Here is a 21,398-nt window from a genome sequence, read left to right as displayed (position 1 = left end):
GACACCGGTCCGGCCGCGGGTCAGCGTCCGGCGTGGGTGAGCCGCCTGGCGCGTCCGGCGACCACCGGCGCGGTCAGCCCGATCGCGCCGCGCACGGCCCGCGGCAGCGGCGGGATGTGGTCGTAGTCGATGCCGCCCCACGGCGGTCGGGGGTCGTAGTCGAGGGCCCGCTGCACCCGGCGGGCGGTGGCCTCGTCGGTCAGCCGGGCCGCGAGGTGCAGGGCCATGTCGATGCCGGCCGAGACCCCGGCGGACATGACGAGGTTGCCGTCCTCGACCCATCTGCGCCGGTGGTACGTCGCGCCCAGGTCCTCCAGGATCCCGGAGTAGAACCAGTTGGTGGTGGCGTCGCGCCCCTCCAGCAGCCCGACCGCGCCGAGGATCAGCGAGCCGGTGCACACCGAGGTGACCAGGTCGGCCGAGGCGGCGGCGGAACGCACGTAGTCCCGGACCAGGGGGTCGCCCATCGCGCGGATGGTGGGCATGGCGCCGCCGGGCACGAGCACGATCGCCGGGTGCGGGACCTCCTCGAACGTGCGGTCGGGCAGCACCCGTACGCCGACGTCGGTGGGAACCGGCTCGCGGCGGGCCCACACGGTCACGGGGCGGTGGCCCGGCGCCAGTCGTTGCAGCACGGTGAGGACCTGCAGCGGGCCGACCAGGTCCAGCACGGTCAGCCCCGGGTAGAGCACGAGGGCGACGAGCCGCTCGTCCGGTGCAGGTCCGCCGGGAGGGGCGCTACCGGGGTCGCGCAGCGCGCGGGCGAGGTCGTCGTCGGCAGGGTCGGGCCTCACCCGGCCGAACGGCGGCTGCGGGTCGTACTCCGCGGACAGCTGGGTCAGCCGGGCGATGGCCCGGCTGCGCATCCGGGCCAGCAGGGACAGGGCCATGTCCATGCCGGCCGTGCCGCCGGCGGCGGTGTGCAGCCGGCCGTCAGCCCGCCACCGCTCGGCGGCGGGGATCGCGCCCAGCTTCTCCAGCGGCTCGCGGAAGGCCCAGTGGACGGCCGCCCGCGCGCCGCGCAGCAGGTCGGCCGCGGCCAGGACGAGAGCCCCGTTGCCGGTGGACCCCACCACCTGCGCCCCGACGGCGGCCGAGCGGACGTAGGACAGCAGCGCCTCGTCCTCCGCCGCGGTCAGGGTGGCCGCCCCGCCGCCGGGCACGATCACCGCCCACGGGTCCGGCACCTCGGCGAAGGTGGCGGCCGGCAGCAGCCCCAGCGGCGTGTCGGTGGGCAGTTGCTCGGCGCGCTCGCCGACCACGACGGTGCGGTACCGCATGCCGCCGATGCCGGGGCCCATCAGCATGGTGAGCGGGCCGATGAGGTCCAGCGGCGTCACGCCGGGGTAGACCGGGAACGCGAGGACCTTCTCCTTGCCGGGCATGGCGGTCTCCCTTCCGGTGCTCGGCGGTCAGTGCCGGAGGTCGTGCGGAGCCGCCTGCGCGTCGGGCGCACCGCGCGGTCCGGGTACGGGTGCGCTGCTCCTCGCGGCAGCCTCGACGACGTGGGCGGCGTCGTCGGCGACGAAGCCCAGCAGCGCCGAGCCGCGGGTGTGCTGCCAGGACAGGCCGAGGACGTACAGCCCGGGGACGTCGGTGATCCCGCGGGTGTGGACGACCCGGCCGTCGCGCAGGGCTCCCGGGACGTCGATCCACGAGTGGTCGGGCCGGTAGCCGGTCGCCCAGACGACGACGCCCACCTCCCCGCTGCTGCCGTCGGCGAACCGGACGGTGCGGCCGGCGGCGTCGGTCAGCCGCGGCCGGAAGCGGACGCCGGCCCGCTGCAGGCCGCGCCGGCTGCTGCCGATGAGGAACTCACCGCGGGCCTGCACCCGGCGGCCGAGCCGGGAGCCGGCGGTCACCCGCAACAGGCGCAGCCGGGTCAGCCACCAGAACAGGTCGCGGCCGAGCAGCCGCTGCGGCAGCGCGGGGTACGCCGAGCCGACCGACAGCTCGACCGGCCGGGTCCGGGCCAGCTCCTCGGCGATCTGGAAGCCCGAGTTGCCGCCGCCGACGACCAGCACCGGTCCCTCGGGCAGTGCCTCGGGGCTGCGGTACCCGGAGCTGTGCACCTGGGTCACCGAGGCGTCCAGGCCGGCGGCGAGCGGCGGGACGAAGGGGGTCTGGAACGGTCCGGTGGCCACGATGACCTGCCGGGCGGTGTACGTGCGATCGGCGGTGCCGATCCGGAAACCGGCGTCGGTGCGTTCGAGCCGGGTGACCCGCGCGTCCAGCTGCACCGGCAGGTCGAAGGCGGCGGCGTAGTCGCGCAGGTAGTCGGCGACCGCCTCCTTGCCCGGGTAGGTGCCGGCCGGCGCCGGGAACGGCAGGCCGGGCAGCGCGTCGTGCTCGGCCGGGGTGAACAGCCGCAGCGACTCCCAGCGGGTGCGCCAGGTGTGCCCGAGCTCCGCCGCGGCCTCCAGGACCAGGAAGCGCAGCCCCCGCTCGCGCAGGTGCCAGGCGGCGGCCAGGCCGGCCTGCCCGCCGCCCACGACGACGACGTCGAACGGTTCGGCCGGGGCGGTCACGGCGTCGCTCCGCGGTCCACGGTGAAGCTGAACATCATCCCGGCGTGCATGTGCTCGGCGATGTGGCAGTGCGCCATCCACAGGCCGGGGTTGGTGACGTCGAGCAGGATGTCGACGGTCTGACCGGTCGTGATGAGCACGGTGTCCTTCCACACCAGGTTGGGCTCGACGGTCCCGTCCCGGCTCAGGACGAGGAAGCGGCCGGCGCCGTGCACGTGGAACGGGTGGTGCATCGGGTGGTCGGAGTCCATCTCGTTGACCAGCCGGATCTTGACCCGCTGGCCGGCGGTGAAGTGCCAGTGGACGGGGAGCCCGTCGCGGCCGGGGCTGCGGTCCAGCAGCTTCCAGCGCATCGTCTCCGTGGTGGTGGCCCGGTTCGTCTCGGCCATCTCGTCCTCCCACTCGATCCCGTCGGCGGTGGCGGGACCGTGGTGGTGGGCGTGCGCGTGCGCGGCGTCGTGGCCCGTCTCCGACGCCTCCGCGGCGTCCGTCCCGTGGCCCGTGTCGTGACCGTGGCCCACGTCGTGACCGTGGCCCGTGTCGTGACCGGCGGTGGCCGCCCCGGCGGGGGCGGCCGCCATCAGCTTCATGCCGCACTTCGGGCAGCGCCCCGGCTCGTCGCTGACCACCTCGGGGTGCATCGGGCACGCGTACGTCACGGGAGGTGTGGTCGCCATGAGCTTCATGCCGCACCTCGGGCAGCGTCCGGGCTGGTCGCTGACCACCTCGGCGTGCATGGGGCAGGCGTAGCTCGTCGGTCCCGCCGCGGGCGCGGCCGGGTCGTCCATCTCGGCGACGATCGCGAGGACCTCGTCGGGCGCCGCGGCCAGCCACGCGCCGAGCCGCTCCCGCTCGGCCACCAGCTCCGGTGCGGTGCGCAGCGTCTCGAACCGGTCGGCCAACGGCGGCTCGGCGACCTCACCGGTGACGGTGAACGCCGCCAGGCGGTAGGTCCGCTTGGGAGTGCGGTGCTCCAGCGCGAACTCGCCCGCCCGGTCGAACAGCACGTCCACGACCGCCCGCTCGGACGGGGCCAGCACCACGTCCGGGACGAACTCCTCGTGCTCCACCCGGCCGCTGTCGCCACCGACGAGCTTCATCCGGGCACCGGGCACGGCCACCCGGAAGACCCGGCTGTTGGCGGTGTTGGTCAGCCACAGCCGGGCGACCTCGCCGGTCCGCGCGGTGAACGCGGGGTCGGTCTCCCCGCCGGTGAGCATCACGTTGCCGTAGCGGCCCATCGCCGCGTAGTTGGTCTCGGTGCGGCTGAACGGGGCGATCGCGCCGTCCTCGAGCAGCAGGTCGTCGAGGGTCAGCACCACGTCGCGGTGCGCCGGCGGCCAGTAGTCCGGCTCGGCCGGGGTGACCAGGATGCTGCCGTAGAGGCCCAGCTCCTGGGTGACGTCCTCGCGGACGTGCGGGTGGTACCAGTACAGGCCCGGGTCGGGGAACTGGATGCGGTAGGTGAACTCCCCGCCCGGCGGGATCGGTGCCTGCGTCTCGTGCGGCACGCCGTCGTAGCGGTTCTCCAGGCGCAGCCCGTGCCAGTGCACGGTGGTGTCGAGGTCGGTGCCGTTGGTGACGTGCACGACGACCTCCGAGCCCTGCCGGACCCTCAGCGTGGGGCCGGGGATGGAGCCGTTGTAGGCCAGCATCCGCACCGTGTTGTCCCCGATCCGCTTGGCGACCGGCGCGGGGCGCAGCTGCAGCTCCTCGTCGTTCCGCAGCTCGATCACCTCGGGCGCAGCGGCCTCGGGCAGGCCGGTGAGGTCGGTGGAGAGGAAGGTGTCCACGGGACGTCCTCCTGTCGGTGAGCGTGGAGTCTCAGCTCCGGGTGCCGCCGGCGGCGTGAGGGGATCCGAGGGAGTCCGCGGCACCGCGCGCACCGGCGCGGGCGGGCTCGACGACGTGCTCCGCGGTCATGGCGCCTCCTGTGCGGACTGGTAGTCCACCGCCGCCGGGTGTGGGCTGTCCAGACGCTCGGCGATGGTCCGGCCCGGCGGGCACCATCCGGCCGTGGACCCCGAGCAGCTGCTGCGGACGGCGGCCGACCGGCTCGAGGCGCTCGCCGCCCGGACGACTCCCGGCGACTGGCGGACCGGCGGGCTGCTGGCGACCCGCCCCGAGGTGGTCGCGCACCTCCCCGACGGGAGCACCGAGCACGTGGCCGAGGCGCGGGCCGGGACCGGTGCGTGGATCGCGGCCCTCTCCCCCGCGCTGGCCGCGCCGCTGGCGGACTGGCTGCGCGCCGCCGCGACGTCCCGGCCGGCCGACCCGGCGGCCGCGGCGTTCGCCCGGGCGCTGCTCGCGCGGCTGCCCTGACCGGGCGGCTGAGGTCGTCGCCCGGGACCGATCCCCCGGGTGGGGGCCGCAGCAGAGCCCCAGGGCTCTGTCCGCGGGCCGGTTCCACGAGCACCCTGTGCTGCGTTCCACAGCCATCCGCGATCAGGGAGGCAGCCGTGTACTTCGGAGTCATCCACACCATCCGGGACGGTGGCCGGTGGGAGCACATGATCGAGACCGCCGACCTCGGCACCCTGCCCGAGGGCGTCGACCTCCTGTCGACCTGCACCTCGACAGACGACGCCCGGGCCCTGTGCCTGTGGCGGGTGCCGAGCCGCGAGGTACTCGAGGGCGTCCTCGACCAGCTCGTCGGTGACAACGCGATCAACGACGTGTTCGAGGTCAGTGAGCACTCCGTGATCGTCGCGGGTCAGCCGGCCGCCGTCTGACCTCCGCGCCGCCCGCCTGCTCCGGGCGGGCGGCGACCCGGTGGCCGCACCGAGGGTCCACGGTCGCCGGCCGGGCGGGATCGCCGTGCCGAGCTCGAGTGGGCTGCCGACCTCGGCACGAGCCGTCACCGGCGAGCCGGGCGACGTCCCGACGAGCGATCCCGTGTCCGTCCGGCACTTCGCCGGGAGGAGGTCCGCGAGGGTGCGCGGGGTCAGCGGACGACCTCGTCTGTCGGAGCCGGCACCGGCTCACGGGGCGAGGGGATGTCGGCCGGGGCGGGCGGGATGTTGGGGTTGTGCCGGAAGACGTTGTCCGGGTCCCACGCGCTCTTGAGCTCGGCGAGGCGGCGGTACTTGCTCTCGCCGTAGGAGGCGCGCACCCGCCGCTCGTCGGTGTCGGCCTCGAAGTTCAGGTACGTCCCGTCATCGGGGGCGTAGGGGCGCAAGGCGTTCCAGAGGTCACGGACCCACACCCGGTCAGCCTCGTAGGTCTGGTCGTCGGCAGCGAGGGCGAGCAGGGCCAGCGCCCAGTGCGGACGTCGGGGACTGCCCCACGCCGTCGCGTCGTCGGAGATCTCGCTGTACCTGCCGGTGAGCGGGAACATGGGCACGTAGGAGAGCGGCGAGCGCATGAGGGGGAGCCGCTCGAGGACGACCGCGAGTGCCTCGTCGCTCAGGTGGTCGAGGTTCAGCCCCTTGTCGTAGGCACGGATGCCCCACGGGTTGGCGTCGTCGAGCATCCGCTGCAGCGCCACGTGCGGGATCGGGGTGACCATCTCGAACAGCGGGTTGCGCTCGCGCAGCGGCCGGATCGCCGCGGCGTGCTCCTCGGCGCTGCCCCAGCCCGCGACCATGGCCGCGACGCCCCGCGCGCCCCGGTGCTCCTCGGGCACGAACGGCTCCGGCGGCGCGGACATCCCGACCACGGCCCCGGTGACCCCGGCCGGGAGGTCGAACAGGTACTCACGGAGGAAGCGGAGCGGCTCGAGGGCGTCGTCAGGTCGCCAGAAGAACATGCCCACGTTCGCCAGCGGGTCGAGCTCGTGCGGGGCGAACACGAGTTCGGTCACGATCCCGAAGTTGGTGCCGGCGCCGCGCAGCGCCCAGAAGAGGTCGGGTTCGGTGTCCTCGGAGGCGGTCACGGTGCGCCCGTCGGCGGTGACCAGGGTGGCGGCCACCAGGTTGTCGCACGCCAGCCCCTGTTGGGACGTCAGCCAGCCCAGGCCGCCGCTGAGCGTGAGGCCCGAGACGCCCGTGTGGCTGACCGTGCCGCCGGCCACGGCCAGCCCGAGCGGCGCGGTCGCGGCGTCGACGGCGGCCAACGTCGCGCCGCCTCCCACGTGGACCCGGCGGGCCGCCGGGTCCACCCGGACGCCGGCGATCCGGGACAGGTCGATCATGACGGCGTCGTCTGCCACGGCGTTCCCGGCTCCGCTGTGGCCGCCCCCGCGCACGGTCAGGTCCGCCCCCTCCTCGCGCACGACGGCGAGGGTCCGTGCCACCTCCTCCGCCGACCCGGGCCGCACGATCAGCGCCGGCCGGCGCGTGATGGCGCCGTTCCAGACAGCCCCGGCGCGTGCCGCGGCGAACCCCGGGTCGGCCGGTTGCAGCACCTGACCGGCGACGGACCGGGCGAGACGGGTGAGGACAGCGCGATCGAGCGGCATGACGACTCCCTGCGGACTCGAGCTCGCCTCCGGTGGTCCGTGACCGCTGGGAAGCGATGCGGCACCGTCGCACGTGATCCGTGGCCGGACGCCCGTGCCCGTTGCCCGGATCCCCGGTCGACCGGCGGGTCCCGGCGTGTGGTGACCCGTGGCTGACCCCGTGCGCCGCCGGGTCATGCCGGAGACCTGCCGTGCGGTGGGTGGCGTCCGTGCGGGATCCCCCGCCCCCGCTCGCCCTGTCAGCCGAGCGGACGGAGCACCCGGTGCACCTCGCCGCCACCGGTCCTCCGGCCCGTGGGACGCCACCGGCCCGGCCCCCGCAGGGGACCGGGCCGGTGGCGACCTCGGTGGTCAGGGACGTCCCTGACCGGTCAGGTCAGCTGCAGCCGCTGGTGGAGCCGCAGCCCTCGCAGACGTAGCAGCTGCCGGCGGGGCGCATCTTCGTGCCGCAGGTCATGCACAGCGGCGCGTCGGTGACGTTGCCCGTGACCAGCTCGAGCAGCTCGGCCGAGGAGTGGGCCTCCTTGACCGGCTTGTCGGCGGCCGGCTCCGGCTTGGCGGGCGCCTCGGTCGGCACCGAGCCGCGCAGCGCCTCGACGTCGACCTCCTCCTCCTCGACGACCTCCGCCGTCGAGGCCGAGCCGCCGTACGTGCCCGACACCTGCGCCGCCCGCTCCTCGGCGGTGAAGATGCCGAGGGTCGCGCGGGTCTCGACCGGCAGGTGGTCCAGCGCCAGGCGACGGAAGATGTAGTCCATCACCGACTGGGCGATCCGGATGTCCGGGTCGTCGGTCATGCCGGCCGGCTCGAAGCGCATGTTGGTGAACTTCTGGATGTAGGTCTCCAGCGGCACACCGTGCTGCAGCGCGATCGAGATGCCGATCGAGAAGGCGTCCATGACACCGGCCAGGGTCGAGCCCTGCTTGCCGAGCTTGAGGAACACCTCGCCGAGGCTGCCGTCCTCGTACATCCCGGCGGTCATGTAGCCCTCGGCTCCGGCGACGCTGAACGACGTCGTCATGCTCTGCCGCTTCTTCGGCAGCCGACGGCGGACCGGGTGCGACGTCGCGGCGACCGGGGCGGCCTCCACCTCGACCTTGGCCTCGGTCTTCTTGGCCTTCGCGTCGGACAGCGGCTGGCCGACCTTGCAGTTGTCGCGGTAGATCGCCAGCGCCTTGAGGCCGAGCTTCCAGCCCTGGAAGTAGATGTTCTCGACGTCCTCGACGGTCGCCGTCTCCGGCATGTTGACCGTCTTGCTGATCGCGCCGGAGATGAACGGCTGCACCGCGGCCATCATGCGGACGTGGCCCATCGGGGAGATGGCCCGCTCGCCCATGGCGCAGTCGAACACCTCGTAGTGCTCCGGGCGCAGGCTCGGGGCGTCGACGACGTGGCCGTGCTCGGCGATGTACTCGACGATCGCCTCGACCTGCTCGTCCTGGTAGCCGAGGCTCCTCAGCGCCCGCGGGACCGTCTGGTTGACGATCTGCATGGACCCGCCGCCGACCAGCTTCTTGTACTTGACCAGCGAGAAGTCCGGCTCGATGCCGGTCGTGTCGCAGTCCATCATGAAGCCGATGGTCCCGGTGGGGGCGAGGACCGAGGCCTGCGCGTTGCGCCAGCCGTTCTCCGCGCCGATCTCCAGGCACTCCTGCCACTGGGCGGTGGCGGCCCGCAGCACGTCGGCGTCGTCGGCGCCGACCGGGCGGATGGCGTCGTTGGCGGCGGCGTGCTTGCGCATGACGCGGGCGTGCGCGTCGGCGTTGCGGGCGAAGCCCTCGTACGCGCCGACGATGCCGGCGAGCTCGGCCGAGCGGCGGTAGGCGGTGCCGGTCATCAGCGAGGTGATGGCCGCGGCCAGGGTCTGGCCGCCCCGCGAGTCGTAGGCGTGGCCCGTGGCCATCAGCAGCGCGCCGAGGTTGGCGTAGCCGATGCCCAGCTGCCGGTAGGCGCGGGTGGTCTCACCGATCGGCTCGGTCGGGAAGTCGGCGAAGCAGATCGAGATGTCCATCGCCGTGATGACCAGCTCGACGGCCTTGACGAAGGTCTTGGCTTCGAACGTCCCGTCGTCCTCGAGGAACTTCATGAGGTTCAGGGACGCCAGGTTGCACGAGCTGTTGTCCAGGCTCATGTACTCCGAGCAGGGGTTGGACGCGTTGATCCGGCCCGTCTCGGGGTTGGTGTGCCAGTCGTTGATCGTGTCGTCGTACTGGATGCCGGGGTCGGCGCACTCCCACGCGGCCTGGGTGACCTTGCGGAACAGGTCCCGCGCGTCGACGTGCTCGATGACCGAGCCGTCGAGGCGGGCGCGCAGGCCGAAGTCGGTGCCGTCCTCCACCGCGCGCATGAACTCGTCGGAGACGCGGACCGAGTTGTTGGCGTTCTGGTACTGGACGCTGGTGATGTCCTTGCCGCCGAGGTCCATGTCGTACCCGGCGTCCCGCAGCGCGCGGATCTTGTCCTCCTCGCGCGCCTTGGTCTCGATGAACTCCTCGATGTCGGGGTGGTCGATGTCGAGGACGACCATCTTGGCCGCGCGCCGGGTGGCGCCACCGGACTTGATGGTCCCGGCGGAGGCGTCGGCGCCGCGCATGAAGCTGACCGGGCCGGAGGCGGTGCCGCCGGAGGACAGCAGCTCCTTGGACGAGCGGATGCGGGAGAGGTTCAGGCCGGCGCCGGAGCCGCCCTTGAAGATCAGCCCCTCCTCCCGGTACCAGTTGAGGATCGAGTCCATCGTGTCGTCGACGGCGAGGATGAAGCAGGCGCTGACCTGCTGCGGCGCGCTCGTGCCGACGTTGAACCACACGGGGCTGTTGAAGCTGAACACCTGGTGCAGCAGCATCCAGGTCAGCTCGTGCTCGAAGACCTCGGCGTCGCCCTCGGTGGCGAAGTAGCCGTGCTCGCGGCCGGCCGCGCCGTAGGTGAGCACCACCCGGTCGATGAGCTGACGCAGGCTGCTCTCCCGCTGCGGGGTGCCGACGGCGCCGCGGAAGTACTTCGTGGTGACGATGTTGGTGGCGTTGATGCTCCACTCGGAGGGGAACTCGACGCCGCGCTGCTCGAAGTTGATCGAGCCGTCACGCCAGTTGGTCATGACGACGTCGCGACGCTCCCACGTCACCTCGTCGTACGGGTGGACGCCGGCGGTCGTGTAGACCCGCTTGACCTTCAGGCCCTTCCCCCTGGTCGGCGCCTTGGCGGCCCGGCGCGTACGGCTTGCCGGGCGGTCCTCGATCTCGGTCACGAGCTCTCCCTCGGTGAGTGGTGCGGGCGGCTGGGGAAGAGAGCCACCCTGTTCCTATCTGGTCCTGCTGACGGTTCCGGTGGTGCTGAGAGGGCCGGCGACGCTGCCGGCGCACGTCTGGACGCGCGGACGGCGGTCAGCCGTCGCGGGTGGTGGAGGGGGTGCGGGCGGAGCCCCGGCGGCGCGGCGCAGGCGGCTCGATCTGCAGCCCCGGCAGCGGCGGGGTGCCGCCGCGGTGGTGGCGGGCACGCAGCTCGGTGATCTCCTTCTCGAAGTCCTCGACCGAGGTGAAGGCGCGGTAGACGCTGGCGAAGCGCAGGTAGGCGACCTCGTCGAGCTCGCGCAGCGGCTGCAGGATGGCCAGCCCCACCTCGTGGCTGGGGACCTCGGCCACCCCGCTGGCGCGGATGGCGTCCTCGACCTGCTGGGCCAGCTGCTGGAGCTGGTCCTCGTCGACCGGCCGGCCCTGGCAGGCGCGCCGCACCCCGGCGACGACCTTGGTCCGGTTGAACGGCTCGCTGACCCCGCTGCGCTTGACGACGGCGAGCACCGCCTCCTCGACGGTGGTGAACCGGCGACCGCAGGCCGGGCACGAGCGGCGGCGACGGGTGGTGGCACCCTCGTCGGCCTCGCGCGAGTCGATCACCCGGCTGTCGGGGTTGTGGCAGAACGGGCAGCGCACTGCGGTTCACCTCCCTCCGCGGTAGACCCGCCCGGACCGGGGACCCGGCTCGGGCGGCTGGTGCCGGCGGGCTCGTCCGGTCCTGGCGGACCCGCCCGTCTGCGTCTGTCTGTGGACCCCTCTGGGGACATCCGGTGGACACCCCGTGGAGGTCCTGAGGACGGCCTGTGGAGGACTTCCATCGGTGCAACTACTAGATGTAGGGGGACAGTAGGCCGCGCTCCACTACATCTGCAAGGTGGGAACCCGCGTGTCTCTTCCGCCGAGACCCGGTCGTGACCCCGTGGTGACCAGGCGCGAGCAGGACTCCCTCCCGTCACACGACACGCCGGGGAGCCGCGCGTGTCGGCGCGCGGGGAGGGGTGTCCGGGTGTAACCGGCCACCGCGCGCAGGGCACGCGCGGACGCCCGGCCGGCGCGCAGACGCCTCCCCGGGACGTCCGGCGGGACGCCGGCGGAGGTGGACGGAGGACCGCCGGGGACGCGCCCCGGCATCGGATCAGGCGGGAGGACGGACCGCGGGGCGGCCGCCGCGAGGGTGCGGCACCAGGTCGCCGAGGCGGATGGGGCGGGTCAGCATGTCCGACTCCTCCGCGGCCGCACCGCCGGCCGGAGCCGGGCAGATGACGACCGGCATCTCGGCGGTCACCGCCCGGTGCCGGCCGGAGCCGGCGGGCGCGCGGTGCCGCCCGGCCGCGGTGGGGCGGACGGCGGGCTGCTCGGCGGTGACGTCACCGCCGTGCCGGCGGGCACCGCGGCGGGCGGCGTGGGCAGCCGGGACGACCGCGCGCCGGTCCACGGCCGGGAGCACGGCCGTCCCCGCGGGGTCGGCCGCCGGGTCCGGGCGGCCGGAGGCCAGCGTCAGGTGCCGCTCGGGCAGCCGCACGACGGCCAGGTCGACCCAGCTGTCCGCTCCCGCGGCGTCGCGCAGCCGGACGCGGGCCTCGCAGCCGCCGGTCACGTCGTGGCGCCAGCCGAGCATGGCGCCCGGCACCCAGGCACCGTCCACGAGCACCTCGACGTCCTGCGGGGACCGGAAGGTCACCGCTGCGCTGCTGTTCACGGCTGCTGACACGCTCCTGACCGTAAGTGCCCTGACGACTCCGGAACGTAAACGACGGCGCCTGCACGGTTGACGAACTCACCGGCGTGGTCTCGTCAACATCTCCGCGGTGACGGCGCCGGGCGCGGGGCGCCTAGGGCAGGCGGAGCACCTGGCCGGGGACGACGACCGCCCCCTCCAGGCCGTTGAGCACCTCGATCGCGTCGACCACCGCGCGCACGTCCTGGTCGGCGCCGGCGACCTCCGCGGCGATCGACCACACCGTGTCCCCGCTCTCGACCACGACACTGCTCCCGCCGGCCAGGCGCAGACCGTCGTGGGGGGCGAGGAACTCCCGGCCGAGGGCGGCGCCGCCGACACCGGCGGCGAGGACCAGCACGGTGACCAGGCGGCGCCCGCGGCGGGTGAGCCGCACCGGCGCCGGGGCCGGCGCACACCGAGCGCGGACGGCGGCCCGGGCGGGCTCCGAGCGCACCGGCCGACCGCTCGGGCGGGCCGGGTCGCGGCGGGTGCGCGGCCCCTCGGCGGCCGGCCCGGCGGCGCGGGCGGGCGCCGCGGCGGGGAGGTCGGGCACCGGCCGCAGGTGCCCGGTGACGCGGGGACCCGAGCCCGGCAGGGCAGCGCGCGGAGCCGGCCGGTCGGTGCGCGCCGGCGACGCGGAGCGGCCCGCACCGGCGGCCGCCGGCGCGCCCTCCCCGCGGAGCGGCGGCCGCCACGGGACCCGGACCGCCGCGTCGAACTCGAGCACTGCCTGCCGCACGCTGCCCATGACCGCTCCTCCTGATCGGGTCGACCGCATCGAACGCGTGTTCGATCGAACGTCTGATCGGATGTCTACCGCACGGGTCCGACGAGTGCGAGAGCGGCGCGGCGTGTCCTTCGAACACACGTTTGAACCTCCGGCGCCGGCGCGCTACGGTCCGTGCGGGCGCACCGCCCGCCGACCGGCCTCGGGGCCGGGAGGGCGACGGACGGGCCGCGGGGACGCGGCCGGCGAGGAGGAGACGTGGCGGGCACGAGCGGGACCGGCCAGGGCACCCGGGGCGGCGGCACGACGACCCGCCGGCCGGCCGCGGAGCGCGGCGCCGGCGCGGACGGCGCGGGCGCCGTGCGCACCTTCCCCGACCGCGGCGAGGCCGGCGACGGCCTGACCCAGCGGCAGCGCCGGGTCCTCGAGGTCATCCGCGACTCGATCGAGCGGCGCGGCTACCCGCCCTCGGTGCGCGAGATCGGCGAGGCGGTGGGCCTGTCGTCGGCGTCGTCGGTCGCCCACCAGCTGTCGGTGCTGCAGAAGAAGGGCTGGCTGCGGCGCGACCCCAACCGGCCCCGCGCGCTCGACGTGCGGCTGCCCGGCGAGACCGGGGGCGAGACCGCCCCGGCTGCGCCCGCCGCGGCCGCCGACGGCTCGACCGCGCCCACCTACGTGCCGCTGGTCGGGCGGATCGCGGCCGGTGGCCCAGTGCTCGCCGAGCAGGCCGTCGAGGACGTCTTCCCGCTCCCCCGCGAGCTCGTCGGCGAGGGCACGTTGTTCATGCTGCGCGTCGCCGGTGACTCGATGGTCGACGCGGCCATCTGCGACGGCGACTGGGTCGTCGTCCGCCAGCAGCCCACCGCCGAGAACGGCGAGATCGTCGCCGCGATGCTCGACGGCGAGGCCACGGTCAAGACCTACAAGCCCCGGGACGGGCACGTCTGGCTGCTGCCGCACAACCCGGCCTACGAGCCGATCCCCGGCGACGAGGCCACCATCCTCGGCCGCGTCGTCACCGTCCTGCGACGGGTCTGAGCCGCAGGTCCGCCCGCCGGCGCCGGAGCTCAGGCGCCGGCGGGCGGACCACCGGACCGGCGGCGGCGCAGCCGCTCGCCCCACCACACCAGCGCGGTCGCGACGACGGCCGCGGCCACGCCCGCGGTCACCGGCGACGGGCCCGCGGAGTCCCCGCCGAGCAGCGCCGACGGCGACGGGCCGGCCGGGTCGGACCCCGCCGGCGCCGGCGGCGCGGACCCCGCCGGGACGGGCACCGAGGTGACGTCCCCGGGCACGCCCTCGCCGGCCACCAGCAGCGCGCTCCCGTCCGCGGTGAACGACACCGCCTCCCCCTGCGGCGCCTCGGGCAGCGCGATCCGCACGGGCTCCCCGGCCAGCGCCCCCGGGACGTCGGCGCCAGTCAGCGGCCAGACGTAGGCGTCGGTGTAGGTGCGCAGCGCGATCCGGCTGCCGTCGCGGGCCACCGCCCCGCCGGTGACCATCAGCTGCCCCGCCCGGCCCACGGGACCGCCAGGTGTGCCGGTGAGCGTGAACGCCACCGTGCCGACGTCGGCCAGCGCGACCGTGCCGCCGTCGACCAGCGGCGCGGCCGGCCGGTAGACGTGGCTGGCCCCGAGCACCTCCTTGGTCACCACGTACGGCGTGCCGTCGGGGGCCAGCAGCAGCGCCTCGGCGTCGTGCGGGCCGTCGGGATAGGTCAGCCGGTACAGCGCCGTCCCGCCGTCGGGCCGCAGCGCGACGAGCGCGACCGTCGTCCGGACCGCGGTGTTGTCGCCGGTGTCGGCCAGCCACACCGTGCCGTCCGGGCCGACGGCGAGGTCCTCGGGGTCGTAGGGGTCCACCGGCGCGGTGGTCACGTCGACCACCTGGCAGGCGCCGTCGAGCACGTACACGGCGACCTGGTCGCCGCCGTCCACCATGGCGAGCACCCGGTCGCCGACGTCGACGAGGCCGGAGAGCTCGGCCAGCCGGGGGTCGGTCACCTGGCAGCGGACCGAGGGGGCGGCCGACTCCTCGGCGGCGGCCGGGGCCGCCGGGAGGCCGAGCAGGACCGTGGTCAGCAGGACGGCCGGGGCCCGCCGGGCGACGCTACGCGGACGGGCGGCCGGCTCGGGCACTCGCCCAGCGTGACAGCACCAGCGCGTCGAGTGCGTGAACCACGCCCAGCAGCAGGAGCCCGACGGCCGCGCCCACGACGGCGTCGGTGACCCAGTGGAAGTCCAGCGAGACCATCGCGATCCCGGTGGCCACCGGCCCGACGACGGCCAGCCACCACAGCGTGCGCTGCACCCGCGGACCGAGCCCGTACTCGACCGCCTGCCAGCGCGCCACGCCCCACATGAGCACGGCGTTGGCCACGTGCCCGGAGGGGTAGCTGGCGCCGTCGCGGTGGAAGAACGAGCCGGGATAGGCGGGCGCGGTGCGACCGGTGCCGAACTTGAACGCGTAGACGACGACGGTGAGCAGGGCCAGCGCGGTGACCACCCGCAGCAGGGGCAGCAGCGTCCGTTCCCGCAGGCACAGCCAGCCGACCAGGGCGGCCAGCACGATGAGGATGGTGCCGCGGCCGCCGATCTGGGTGACCGCCCACACCGGCCAGTAGGCCGGGGAGTCGCGCAGGTCCCAGGCGCTGACCACCTCGGAGACCTCGAGGTCCAGCCGCTCGAGCACCCCGCGGCTGAGCAGGTCGACGGTGACCCCGACGGTGACCGCGAACGCGACGAGCAGCAGCCACCACGGCGGGCGGCCGGCACCGACCACGGCGGGCGGCCGGGCGGCCCGCTCCGGGCGCCCGGCCGGCGCGCCGGAGGTGCGCCGCACCACGCCGCTGGTCACCGGGTCACGGTACCGGGCCGTGACCCGCCCGTGACCTCACGGGCCGGAACGGCGAGCCGCCCGGGCACCCGGCGTGGAGCCGGGCACCCGGGCGGTCCGGGGTGGAGGGGGCGGTCAGCCGACCGGGACGGCGAACCGCTCGAGCGCGGCGGCCAGGCCGCCGTCGACGCGGGCGGTCAGCCGGGTGCCGGCGGCCTCGTGGTCCTCGCTGAGCACCTCGCCGTCGCGGTGCACGCGGGCGACCAGGTCGCCGCGGTCGTAGGGGACGAGCACCTCGACCTCGACGTCCGGGTGCGGCAGCCGGGCGGCCACGACCTCGCGCAGCTGCTCGATGCCCTCGCCGGTGCGCGCGGAGACCCACACGGCCCCGGGCAGCGCCCGGCGCAGGGTCAGCACGTCGTCCTCGGTCATGGCGTCGACCTTGTTGACGACGATCAGCTCGGGCACCGCGGCGGCGTCGATCTCGCGCAGCACCACGTGCACCGCGTCGATCTGGCCGAGCGGATCGGGGTCGGAGCCGTCGACGACGTGCAGCAGCAGGTCGGCGCCGGCCACCTCCTCGAGCGTGGAGCGGAACGCGTCGACGAGCTGGTGCGGCAGGTGCCGCACGAAGCCGACGGTGTCGGTGAGCGTGTACTCGCGGCCGTCGGGCGACTGGGCCCGGCGCACCGTCGGGTCGAGGGTGGCGAACAGTGCGTCCTCCACCAGCACGCCCGCGCCGGTCAGCCGGTTGAGCAGGCTGGACTTGCCGGCGTTGGTGTAGCCGGCGATCGCCACGCCGGGGACGGCGTGGCGGTCGCGGCCCGAGCGCTGGGTGGCCCGGGCGGTCGCCATGCCGGCGATCTCGCGGCGCAGCTTGCTCACCCGCGACCGGATCCGCCGCCGGTCGGTCTCGATCTTCGTCTCACCGGGACCGCGGGTGCCGATGCCGCCACCGCCGGCGACGCGGCCACCGGCCTGCCGGGACAGCGACTCACCCCAGCCGCGCAGTCGCGGCAGCATGTACTGCATCTGGGCGAGCTCGACCTGGGCCTTGCCCTCCCGGCTGGTGGCGTGCTGGGCGAAGATGTCGAGGATCAGCGCGGTCCGGTCGACCACCTTGACCTTGAGGATCTTCTCCAGCGCGTTGAGCTGGCCGGGGGTCAGCTCGCCGTCGCAGATCACGGTGTCCGCGCCGGTCGCGGCCACGATGTCGCGGATCTCGTTGGCCTTGCCCGAGCCCACGTAGGTGCCGGCGTCGGGCTTGTCCCGCCGCTGGCTCACGGCCTCGAGGACCTGGGAGCCCGCGGTCTCGGCGAGCGCGGCCAGCTCGGCCAGGGAGCGGTCGGCGTCGGCCTGGGTGCCCTCGGTCCACACACCGACGAGCACGACGCGTTCGAGGCGCAGCTGCCGGTACTCGACCTCGGTGACGTCGGCGAGCTCGGTGGACAGCCCGGCGACGCGGCGCAGTGCGCCACGGGCCTCGAGCGCGTAGGAGCCGGTCGTGTCGTCGTCCTCGTCCCACTGGCCGGCCGGCGCGGGACGGGTCTCGGCGAGCGTGTCGTCGTCGAGGGGGGTGCTCTCGGAGGCGGTCGTCATCACGTCCAGCGTGACACGCGAGGCCACGCCGGTCACCTGGGTTGTCGTCTCTGCAGTCGTCATACGCCCCCTACAACACCGGAACGGGTCAGGTGCATCCCGCCGGGAGGCGGGTAGGGCGGGACGGACACCACAGCCGAGGAGGGACCCCCGTGAGCACCAGCAGCGACGCCGGCACCGACGACCCCGGCCGCGACCCGGCCGGCCTGGACCCGCCGCGCAACCCGTTCGGCGGCGCCGACCAGGACACCGGCCGCGGCGAGCCGCGCGGCACCGGCAACACCGGCCCGGCCGACAAGCCCGAGGCGCCCACCGACGAGCCCGAGACCCGCGCGGACACCCCGGACAACCCCTAGCCGGCGAGCCACTCCCGGGTCAGCTCCCCGGAGGCGACGACGACGGCGGGACCGCGCAGCACCGTCGTCTCCGGGGAGACGTCCACCGTGAGCCGGCCGCCGGGGACGTCGACCACGACGGTGCCGCGCACCGCGGGCCCGTCCGCGCGGGCCGCCAGCGCCGCGTACGCCGTGGCGCAGGCGCCGGTGCCGCAGGAGCGGGTCTCCCCCACGCCGCGCTCGTGCACCCGCAGCCGCACGTGCGCGTCGGCGCCCTCGGCCGGACCCGCGAGCACCCGCACGAACTCGACGTTGACGCCCTCGGGGAACAGGCCCGGGTCGAAGCCGGGCTGGGCGGTGAGGTCCAGGGCGTCGAGATCCGCGTCGGTCAGGCAGACCAGGTGGGGGTTGCCCATCGACACCGCCTGGCCCGGGAACGCCTGCCCGGCGACGGTGGCCTCGCCGCGGCCGAACGGCCGGGCCGGGCCCATGTCGACCCAGTAGCTGCCGTCGGCGCCGGCGCCGACCCGCCGCGGGCCGCCCCGGGTGCCGACCAGCACGCCGTCGGCGCAGGCGGCGCGGTCGAGCAGGCCCTCGGTGACCAGCGCGTGCAGGAACAGCCGGATGCCGTTGCCGCACATCTCCGCGTGCGAGCCGTCGGCGTTGCGGTGGTCCATGAACCACTCGCAGGCGTCGAGCGCGTCGCCGAGGACGGCGGGCGCGTCGGGCACGTGCCGGCTGCGCACCACCCGCAGGACGCCGTCGCCGCCGAGGCCCGCGCGGCGCTCGCACAGCCGCTGCACGAGGGCGGCGTCGAGGCGGTCCCCGGGCCAGCGGTCCCCGTCGGGGTCGGGCAGGACGACGAAGTCGTTCTCGGTGCCGTGCCCGAGGAGGAACCGGTCGCTCACCGCACGATCGTACGGCCGGCGAGCAGCGCCCCGACGGCGTCGGCGAGGTCGGGGCGGGCGGCGTCGAACCACGTCGTCGTCGCGTCCCGGCGGAACCAGGAGCGCTGCCGGCGGACGAAGCGACGGGTGGTGCTGACCGTCCGCTCGCGCGCCTCGGCGGCCGTGAGCCCGCCGTCGAGCTGGGCGAGCACCTGCGCGTAGCCCAGTGCCCGGGAGGCGGTGGGCCCCTCGCGCAGGCCCTCGGCCACCAGCGCCTCGACCTCGGCGACGAACCCGGCGGCCCACATCCGGTCCACCCGGGCGGCGACCCGCTCGTCGAGCTCGGCGGGCTCGCGGTCCAGGCCGACGACCACCGCCGGGTAGTGCGGCCGCGGCTCGGGCAGCGTCGCGCGGAACGGCCGGCCGGTGATCTCCACGACCTCCAGCGCGCGCACGATCCGCCGTCCGTTCGACGGCAGGACCGCGGCCGCGGCGGCAGGGTCGACCGCGGCCAGCCGGGCGTGCAGCGCGGCGGGCCCGGCCTCCTCCAGCTCGGCCTGCAGCCGCGCCCGCACGGCGGGGTCGGTGCCGGGCATGTCGAGGTCGTCGAGGACGGCGCGCACGTACAGCCCCGACCCGCCGACCAGCAGCGGCAGCACCCCGCGCGCCCGCAGCCTGTCCACCTCGGCGCGCGCCAGCCGCGCGTACTCGGCCACCGACGCCGCCTGCCGCACGGACCAGACGTCGAGCAGGTGGTGCGGCACGCCCTGCCGCTCGGCGGGGTCGGGCTTGGCGGTGCCGATGTCCATGCCGCGGTAGAGCTGCATGGAGTCGGCGTTGACCACCTCGCCGCCGAGCCGCTGGGCGAGGGTCACCGCGAGCGCGGTCTTGCCGGTCGCCGTCGGCCCCACGACCGCGACCACGGGCGGGAGCGTCACGGTGTGGTCCCGGCGGCCGTCCGGGACGCGACGCTCCAGGACGCGACGAGGTAGCCGACGCCGAAGGGGGCGTCGTCGAACCGCAGCTCGGCGGTGACGTCCCGGCCGGTCAGCAGCGCACCGGCCGCCCGCCAGGCCGGCACGCCGGCCGCCAGCAGTCGCTCCCCCTCGGCCGGGTCCAGCGCGGCCAGCGCCGCGGCGTCCCCGGCGGCCAGGGCCGCGGCGACGGCGGCGTCGAAGGGCGCGGCGGCCGGGTCGAGGTGGCCGGGCGCCTTCTCGCTGCGGCGCGCCGAGCCGTCGCCCACGACCAGCAGGCCGGCACCGGGCAGCTCCGCGACGACGGCGGCGAGGTCGCCGGGGCCGACGCCGACCCGCGGGCCGGTGTGCCCGGCACCGCGCAGCAGCCACGTGCCGACGGTCAGCGACAGCGGCAGCCGACGGCCCCCCGGCCGCGCCTGCCCGTCCAGCGACACCTCGACGTCCACGCCGAAGCCGCGCAGGTCACCGGCGTCGCCCGGGCCGTGCCGGCCCTCCGCGTCGGGGCCGACGACGACCACCGGTCCCGGCGCGGCCGCCACCAGCGCGGCGACGGCGTCGGTGCACGCGGCGCGCAGCGCGGCGGTGTCCGCGGCGGCCCGTCCGGCGACCTCGGGGAGCAGCAGCGGCGGGCACGGGCAGAAGGCGACCGGGACGGCTGCGGCGGGACTGCTGCTCACCGGAGCAGTCTCGCCGATGCGGCGTGGGACACTGCGGTGCGTGTCGAGCACGACGAACCCCGGAGACGGGTCGCAGCAGGTCCCCACGCCCGAGACGGCGGGTCCCGACGCGGTCACCCCGGAGGCCGGGACCCCCGCCGCGCCCACCCCCGACGAGGCGGCGCTGGCCGACCCGACGGCGGAGGCCGCTCCCCCGGAGACCGCTGCCCCGGAGCCCGCCGCCCCGGAGCCCGCCGCCCCTGAGACCGCTGTCCCCGAGGCCCATGCCGCGGCCCCCGAGAGCGCGCCGCCTGCCGGAGGGGTGACCGCAGCGGCCGCCGAGGCGGCGTCGGACCCCGCGCAGTGGGGCCGGGTCGACGAGGACGGCACCGTCTACGTGCGCACCGCCGACGGCGAGCGCGCGGTCGGCTCCTGGCAGGCCGGCGACCCGGCCGCGGGCCTGGCGCACTTCGCCCGCCGCTACGACGACCTGGCCACCGAGGTCGGGCTGCTCGAGGCGCGGCTGAAGGCGCACACCGGCAACCCGAACGAGATCAAGGCCAAGGCGCAGGCGCTGGCCGACACCATCCCCACCGCCACCGCCGTCGGGGACCTCGACGGGCTGGCCGCCCGCGCCCGCGCCATGGTCGGCACCGCCGACTCCGCTGCCGCCGAGTCGCGCGCCGAGAAGGCCGCCGCCCGCGCCGCGCAGGTCGCCCGCAAGGAGGCGCTGGCCGCCGAGGCGGAGCAGATCGCCGCGGAGTCGACGTCGTGGAAGGCCGCCGGCGACCGGCTCAAGGCGATCGTCGAGGAGTGGAAGACGATCCGCGGGATCGACCGGAAGACCGACGAGGCGCTGTGGTCGCGCTTCGCCGCCGCCCGGGACGCCTTCGGCCGCCGCCGCGGCGCGCACTTCGCGGCGCTGGACGCCCAGCGCGGCGAGGCCCGCGCGGCCAAGCAGGAGCTCATCGCCGAGGCGCAGCGGCTGTCGACGTCGACCGACTGGGGCCCGACCAGCGCTGCCATGCGGTCGCTCATGGACCGCTGGAAGGCGGTGCCGCGCACCGGCCGCGACGGCGACGACGACCTGTGGAAGCAGTTCCGCGCCGCGCAGGACGTCTTCTTCACCGCCCGCGCCGAGTCGGACAAGGCGCGCAACTCCGAGCAGCTGGCCAACCAGCAGGCGAAGGAGGAGCTGCTGGCCGAGGCCGAGAAGCTCGACCCGTCGACCGACCTGCGCGGCGCCCAGGCCGCGCTGCGCCGGATCCAGGAGCGCTACGACGCCATCGGGCACGTGCCGCGCGGCGCGATGCGCTCGCTGGAGGACCGCATGCAGGCCGTCGAGCAGCGGGGGGGGGGGGGGGGGGGGGGCGCGCCGGGGGGGGGCGCGGCCCCCTCGACCCCAAGCTCCACCACAACGCGCGCCCGCCCCCCCCCCACCCCGC

General features: G+C 75.6%; 19 protein-coding genes. 5 read left to right on the top strand and 14 right to left on the bottom strand.

The window, feature by feature from the left end; genetic code table 11:
- Window positions 1–20: 20 nt before the first annotated feature.
- The 3 genes from ACI8AR_RS07650 to ACI8AR_RS07640 are packed head-to-tail and all read right to left on the bottom strand — an operon-like array spanning window position 21 to window position 4,321.
- Entirely contained in the window at window positions 21–1,385 is a 1,365-nt protein-coding gene (locus ACI8AR_RS07650; protein WP_457050474.1) for a DJ-1/PfpI family protein, read from the bottom strand.
- Window positions 1,386–1,412: 27 nt separating this feature from the next.
- Entirely contained in the window at window positions 1,413–2,528 is a 1,116-nt protein-coding gene (locus ACI8AR_RS07645) for a flavin-containing monooxygenase (protein WP_457050473.1), read from the bottom strand.
- Window positions 2,525–4,321, bottom strand: coding sequence for a multicopper oxidase domain-containing protein (locus ACI8AR_RS07640; protein WP_457050472.1), 1,797 nt, complete (start codon window positions 4,319–4,321; stop codon window positions 2,525–2,527). The genes ACI8AR_RS07645 and ACI8AR_RS07640 overlap by 4 nt, the downstream gene beginning before the upstream one ends.
- A 223-nt stretch (window positions 4,322–4,544) precedes the next feature.
- On the opposite strand from ACI8AR_RS07640, the gene ACI8AR_RS07635 reads away from it, so the two are divergent.
- The gene (locus ACI8AR_RS07635; protein ID WP_457050471.1) at window positions 4,545–4,850 is read left to right on the top strand and encodes a hypothetical protein; all 306 of its coding nucleotides are present in this window, start codon (window positions 4,545–4,547) and stop codon (window positions 4,848–4,850) included.
- Window positions 4,851–4,987: 137 nt separating this feature from the next.
- The gene (locus tag ACI8AR_RS07630) at window positions 4,988–5,260 is read left to right on the top strand and encodes a hypothetical protein (protein ID WP_457050470.1); all 273 of its coding nucleotides are present in this window, start codon (window positions 4,988–4,990) and stop codon (window positions 5,258–5,260) included.
- 212 nt (window positions 5,261–5,472) lie between these two features.
- Here ACI8AR_RS07630 and ACI8AR_RS07625 read toward each other — a convergent pair whose 3' ends face one another.
- The 5 genes from ACI8AR_RS07625 to ACI8AR_RS07605 form a co-directional block, all read right to left on the bottom strand.
- Complete coding sequence (locus ACI8AR_RS07625; protein ID WP_457050469.1) at window positions 5,473–6,927, bottom strand: FAD-binding oxidoreductase; 1,455 nt, start codon at window positions 6,925–6,927, stop codon at window positions 5,473–5,475.
- A 376-nt stretch (window positions 6,928–7,303) separates the two neighbouring features.
- On the bottom strand, window positions 7,304–10,171 hold the full coding sequence (locus tag ACI8AR_RS07620; RefSeq protein WP_457050468.1) for a vitamin B12-dependent ribonucleotide reductase: 2,868 nt from the start codon (window positions 10,169–10,171) through the stop codon (window positions 7,304–7,306).
- A 136-nt stretch (window positions 10,172–10,307) separates the two neighbouring features.
- Window positions 10,308–10,853: a transcriptional regulator NrdR gene (nrdR, locus tag ACI8AR_RS07615; RefSeq protein WP_456938295.1), complete on the bottom strand. Its 546-nt coding sequence runs from the start codon at window positions 10,851–10,853 to the stop codon at window positions 10,308–10,310.
- A gap of 499 nt (window positions 10,854–11,352) precedes the next feature.
- Entirely contained in the window at window positions 11,353–11,928 is a 576-nt protein-coding gene (locus ACI8AR_RS07610) for a hypothetical protein (RefSeq protein ID WP_457050467.1), read from the bottom strand.
- Between the two features lie 121 nt (window positions 11,929–12,049).
- Entirely contained in the window at window positions 12,050–12,685 is a 636-nt protein-coding gene (locus ACI8AR_RS07605) for a LysM peptidoglycan-binding domain-containing protein (protein WP_457050466.1), read from the bottom strand.
- 237 nt (window positions 12,686–12,922) lie between these two features.
- Between ACI8AR_RS07605 and lexA the strand changes: the two genes are divergently transcribed.
- Window positions 12,923–13,702: a transcriptional repressor LexA gene (gene lexA, locus ACI8AR_RS07600; RefSeq protein WP_457050465.1), complete on the top strand. Its 780-nt coding sequence runs from the start codon at window positions 12,923–12,925 to the stop codon at window positions 13,700–13,702.
- 29 nt (window positions 13,703–13,731) lie between these two features.
- On the opposite strand, the gene ACI8AR_RS07595 is transcribed toward lexA, so the two are convergent.
- The 3 genes from ACI8AR_RS07595 to hflX form a co-directional block, all read right to left on the bottom strand.
- Complete coding sequence (locus ACI8AR_RS07595; protein WP_457050464.1) at window positions 13,732–14,802, bottom strand: hypothetical protein; 1,071 nt, start codon at window positions 14,800–14,802, stop codon at window positions 13,732–13,734.
- Window positions 14,774–15,520: a phosphatase PAP2 family protein gene (locus ACI8AR_RS07590; protein ID WP_457050463.1), complete on the bottom strand. Its 747-nt coding sequence runs from the start codon at window positions 15,518–15,520 to the stop codon at window positions 14,774–14,776. Before ACI8AR_RS07590 ends, ACI8AR_RS07595 begins: the two co-directional genes overlap by 29 nt.
- Window positions 15,521–15,634: 114 nt before the next feature.
- Window positions 15,635–17,098 (bottom strand): GTPase HflX, encoded by a 1,464-nt coding sequence (hflX, locus tag ACI8AR_RS07585; protein ID WP_457050462.1) that lies wholly within the window; start codon window positions 17,096–17,098, stop codon window positions 15,635–15,637.
- Window positions 17,099–17,250: 152 nt separating this feature from the next.
- On the opposite strand from hflX, the gene ACI8AR_RS07580 reads away from it, so the two are divergent.
- The gene (locus ACI8AR_RS07580) at window positions 17,251–17,454 is read left to right on the top strand and encodes a hypothetical protein (protein WP_457050461.1); all 204 of its coding nucleotides are present in this window, start codon (window positions 17,251–17,253) and stop codon (window positions 17,452–17,454) included.
- Here the strand turns inward: ACI8AR_RS07580 and dapF are convergent.
- The 3 genes from dapF to ACI8AR_RS07565 are packed head-to-tail and all read right to left on the bottom strand — an operon-like array spanning window position 17,451 to window position 19,974.
- Complete coding sequence (gene dapF, locus ACI8AR_RS07575) at window positions 17,451–18,341, bottom strand: diaminopimelate epimerase (RefSeq protein WP_457050460.1); 891 nt, start codon at window positions 18,339–18,341, stop codon at window positions 17,451–17,453. The genes ACI8AR_RS07580 and dapF overlap by 4 nt on opposite strands.
- Window positions 18,338–19,258 (bottom strand): tRNA (adenosine(37)-N6)-dimethylallyltransferase MiaA, encoded by a 921-nt coding sequence (miaA, locus tag ACI8AR_RS07570; protein WP_457050459.1) that lies wholly within the window; start codon window positions 19,256–19,258, stop codon window positions 18,338–18,340. Before miaA ends, dapF begins: the two co-directional genes overlap by 4 nt.
- Entirely contained in the window at window positions 19,255–19,974 is a 720-nt protein-coding gene (locus ACI8AR_RS07565; RefSeq protein ID WP_457050458.1) for a hypothetical protein, read from the bottom strand. The genes miaA and ACI8AR_RS07565 overlap by 4 nt, the downstream gene beginning before the upstream one ends.
- Before the next feature lie 40 nt (window positions 19,975–20,014).
- Here ACI8AR_RS07565 and ACI8AR_RS07560 point away from each other — a divergent pair.
- The coding region (locus ACI8AR_RS07560; protein WP_457050457.1) for a DUF349 domain-containing protein at window positions 20,015–21,398 on the top strand (1,384 nt) is incomplete at its 3' end.

This window comes from Geodermatophilus sp. SYSU D01036 (genome assembly GCF_054050435.1).
Note: the sequence above shows the minus strand (reverse complement) of the source record. Positions and strands in the feature narration are given on the sequence as shown.

Bases quoted from the DNA above. Each gene is read 5' to 3' on its own strand.
- hflX (WP_457050462.1), bottom strand. From the start codon at position 17,098: ATGACGACCGCCTCCGAGAGCACCCCCCTCGACGACGACACGCTCGCC.
- ACI8AR_RS07625 (WP_457050469.1), bottom strand. From the start codon at position 6,927: ATGCCGCTCGATCGCGCTGTCCTCACCCGTCTCGCCCGGTCCGTCGCC.
- ACI8AR_RS07605 (WP_457050466.1), bottom strand. From the start codon at position 12,685: ATGGGCAGCGTGCGGCAGGCAGTGCTCGAGTTCGACGCGGCGGTCCGG.
- ACI8AR_RS07650 (WP_457050474.1), bottom strand. From the start codon at position 1,385: ATGCCCGGCAAGGAGAAGGTCCTCGCGTTCCCGGTCTACCCCGGCGTG.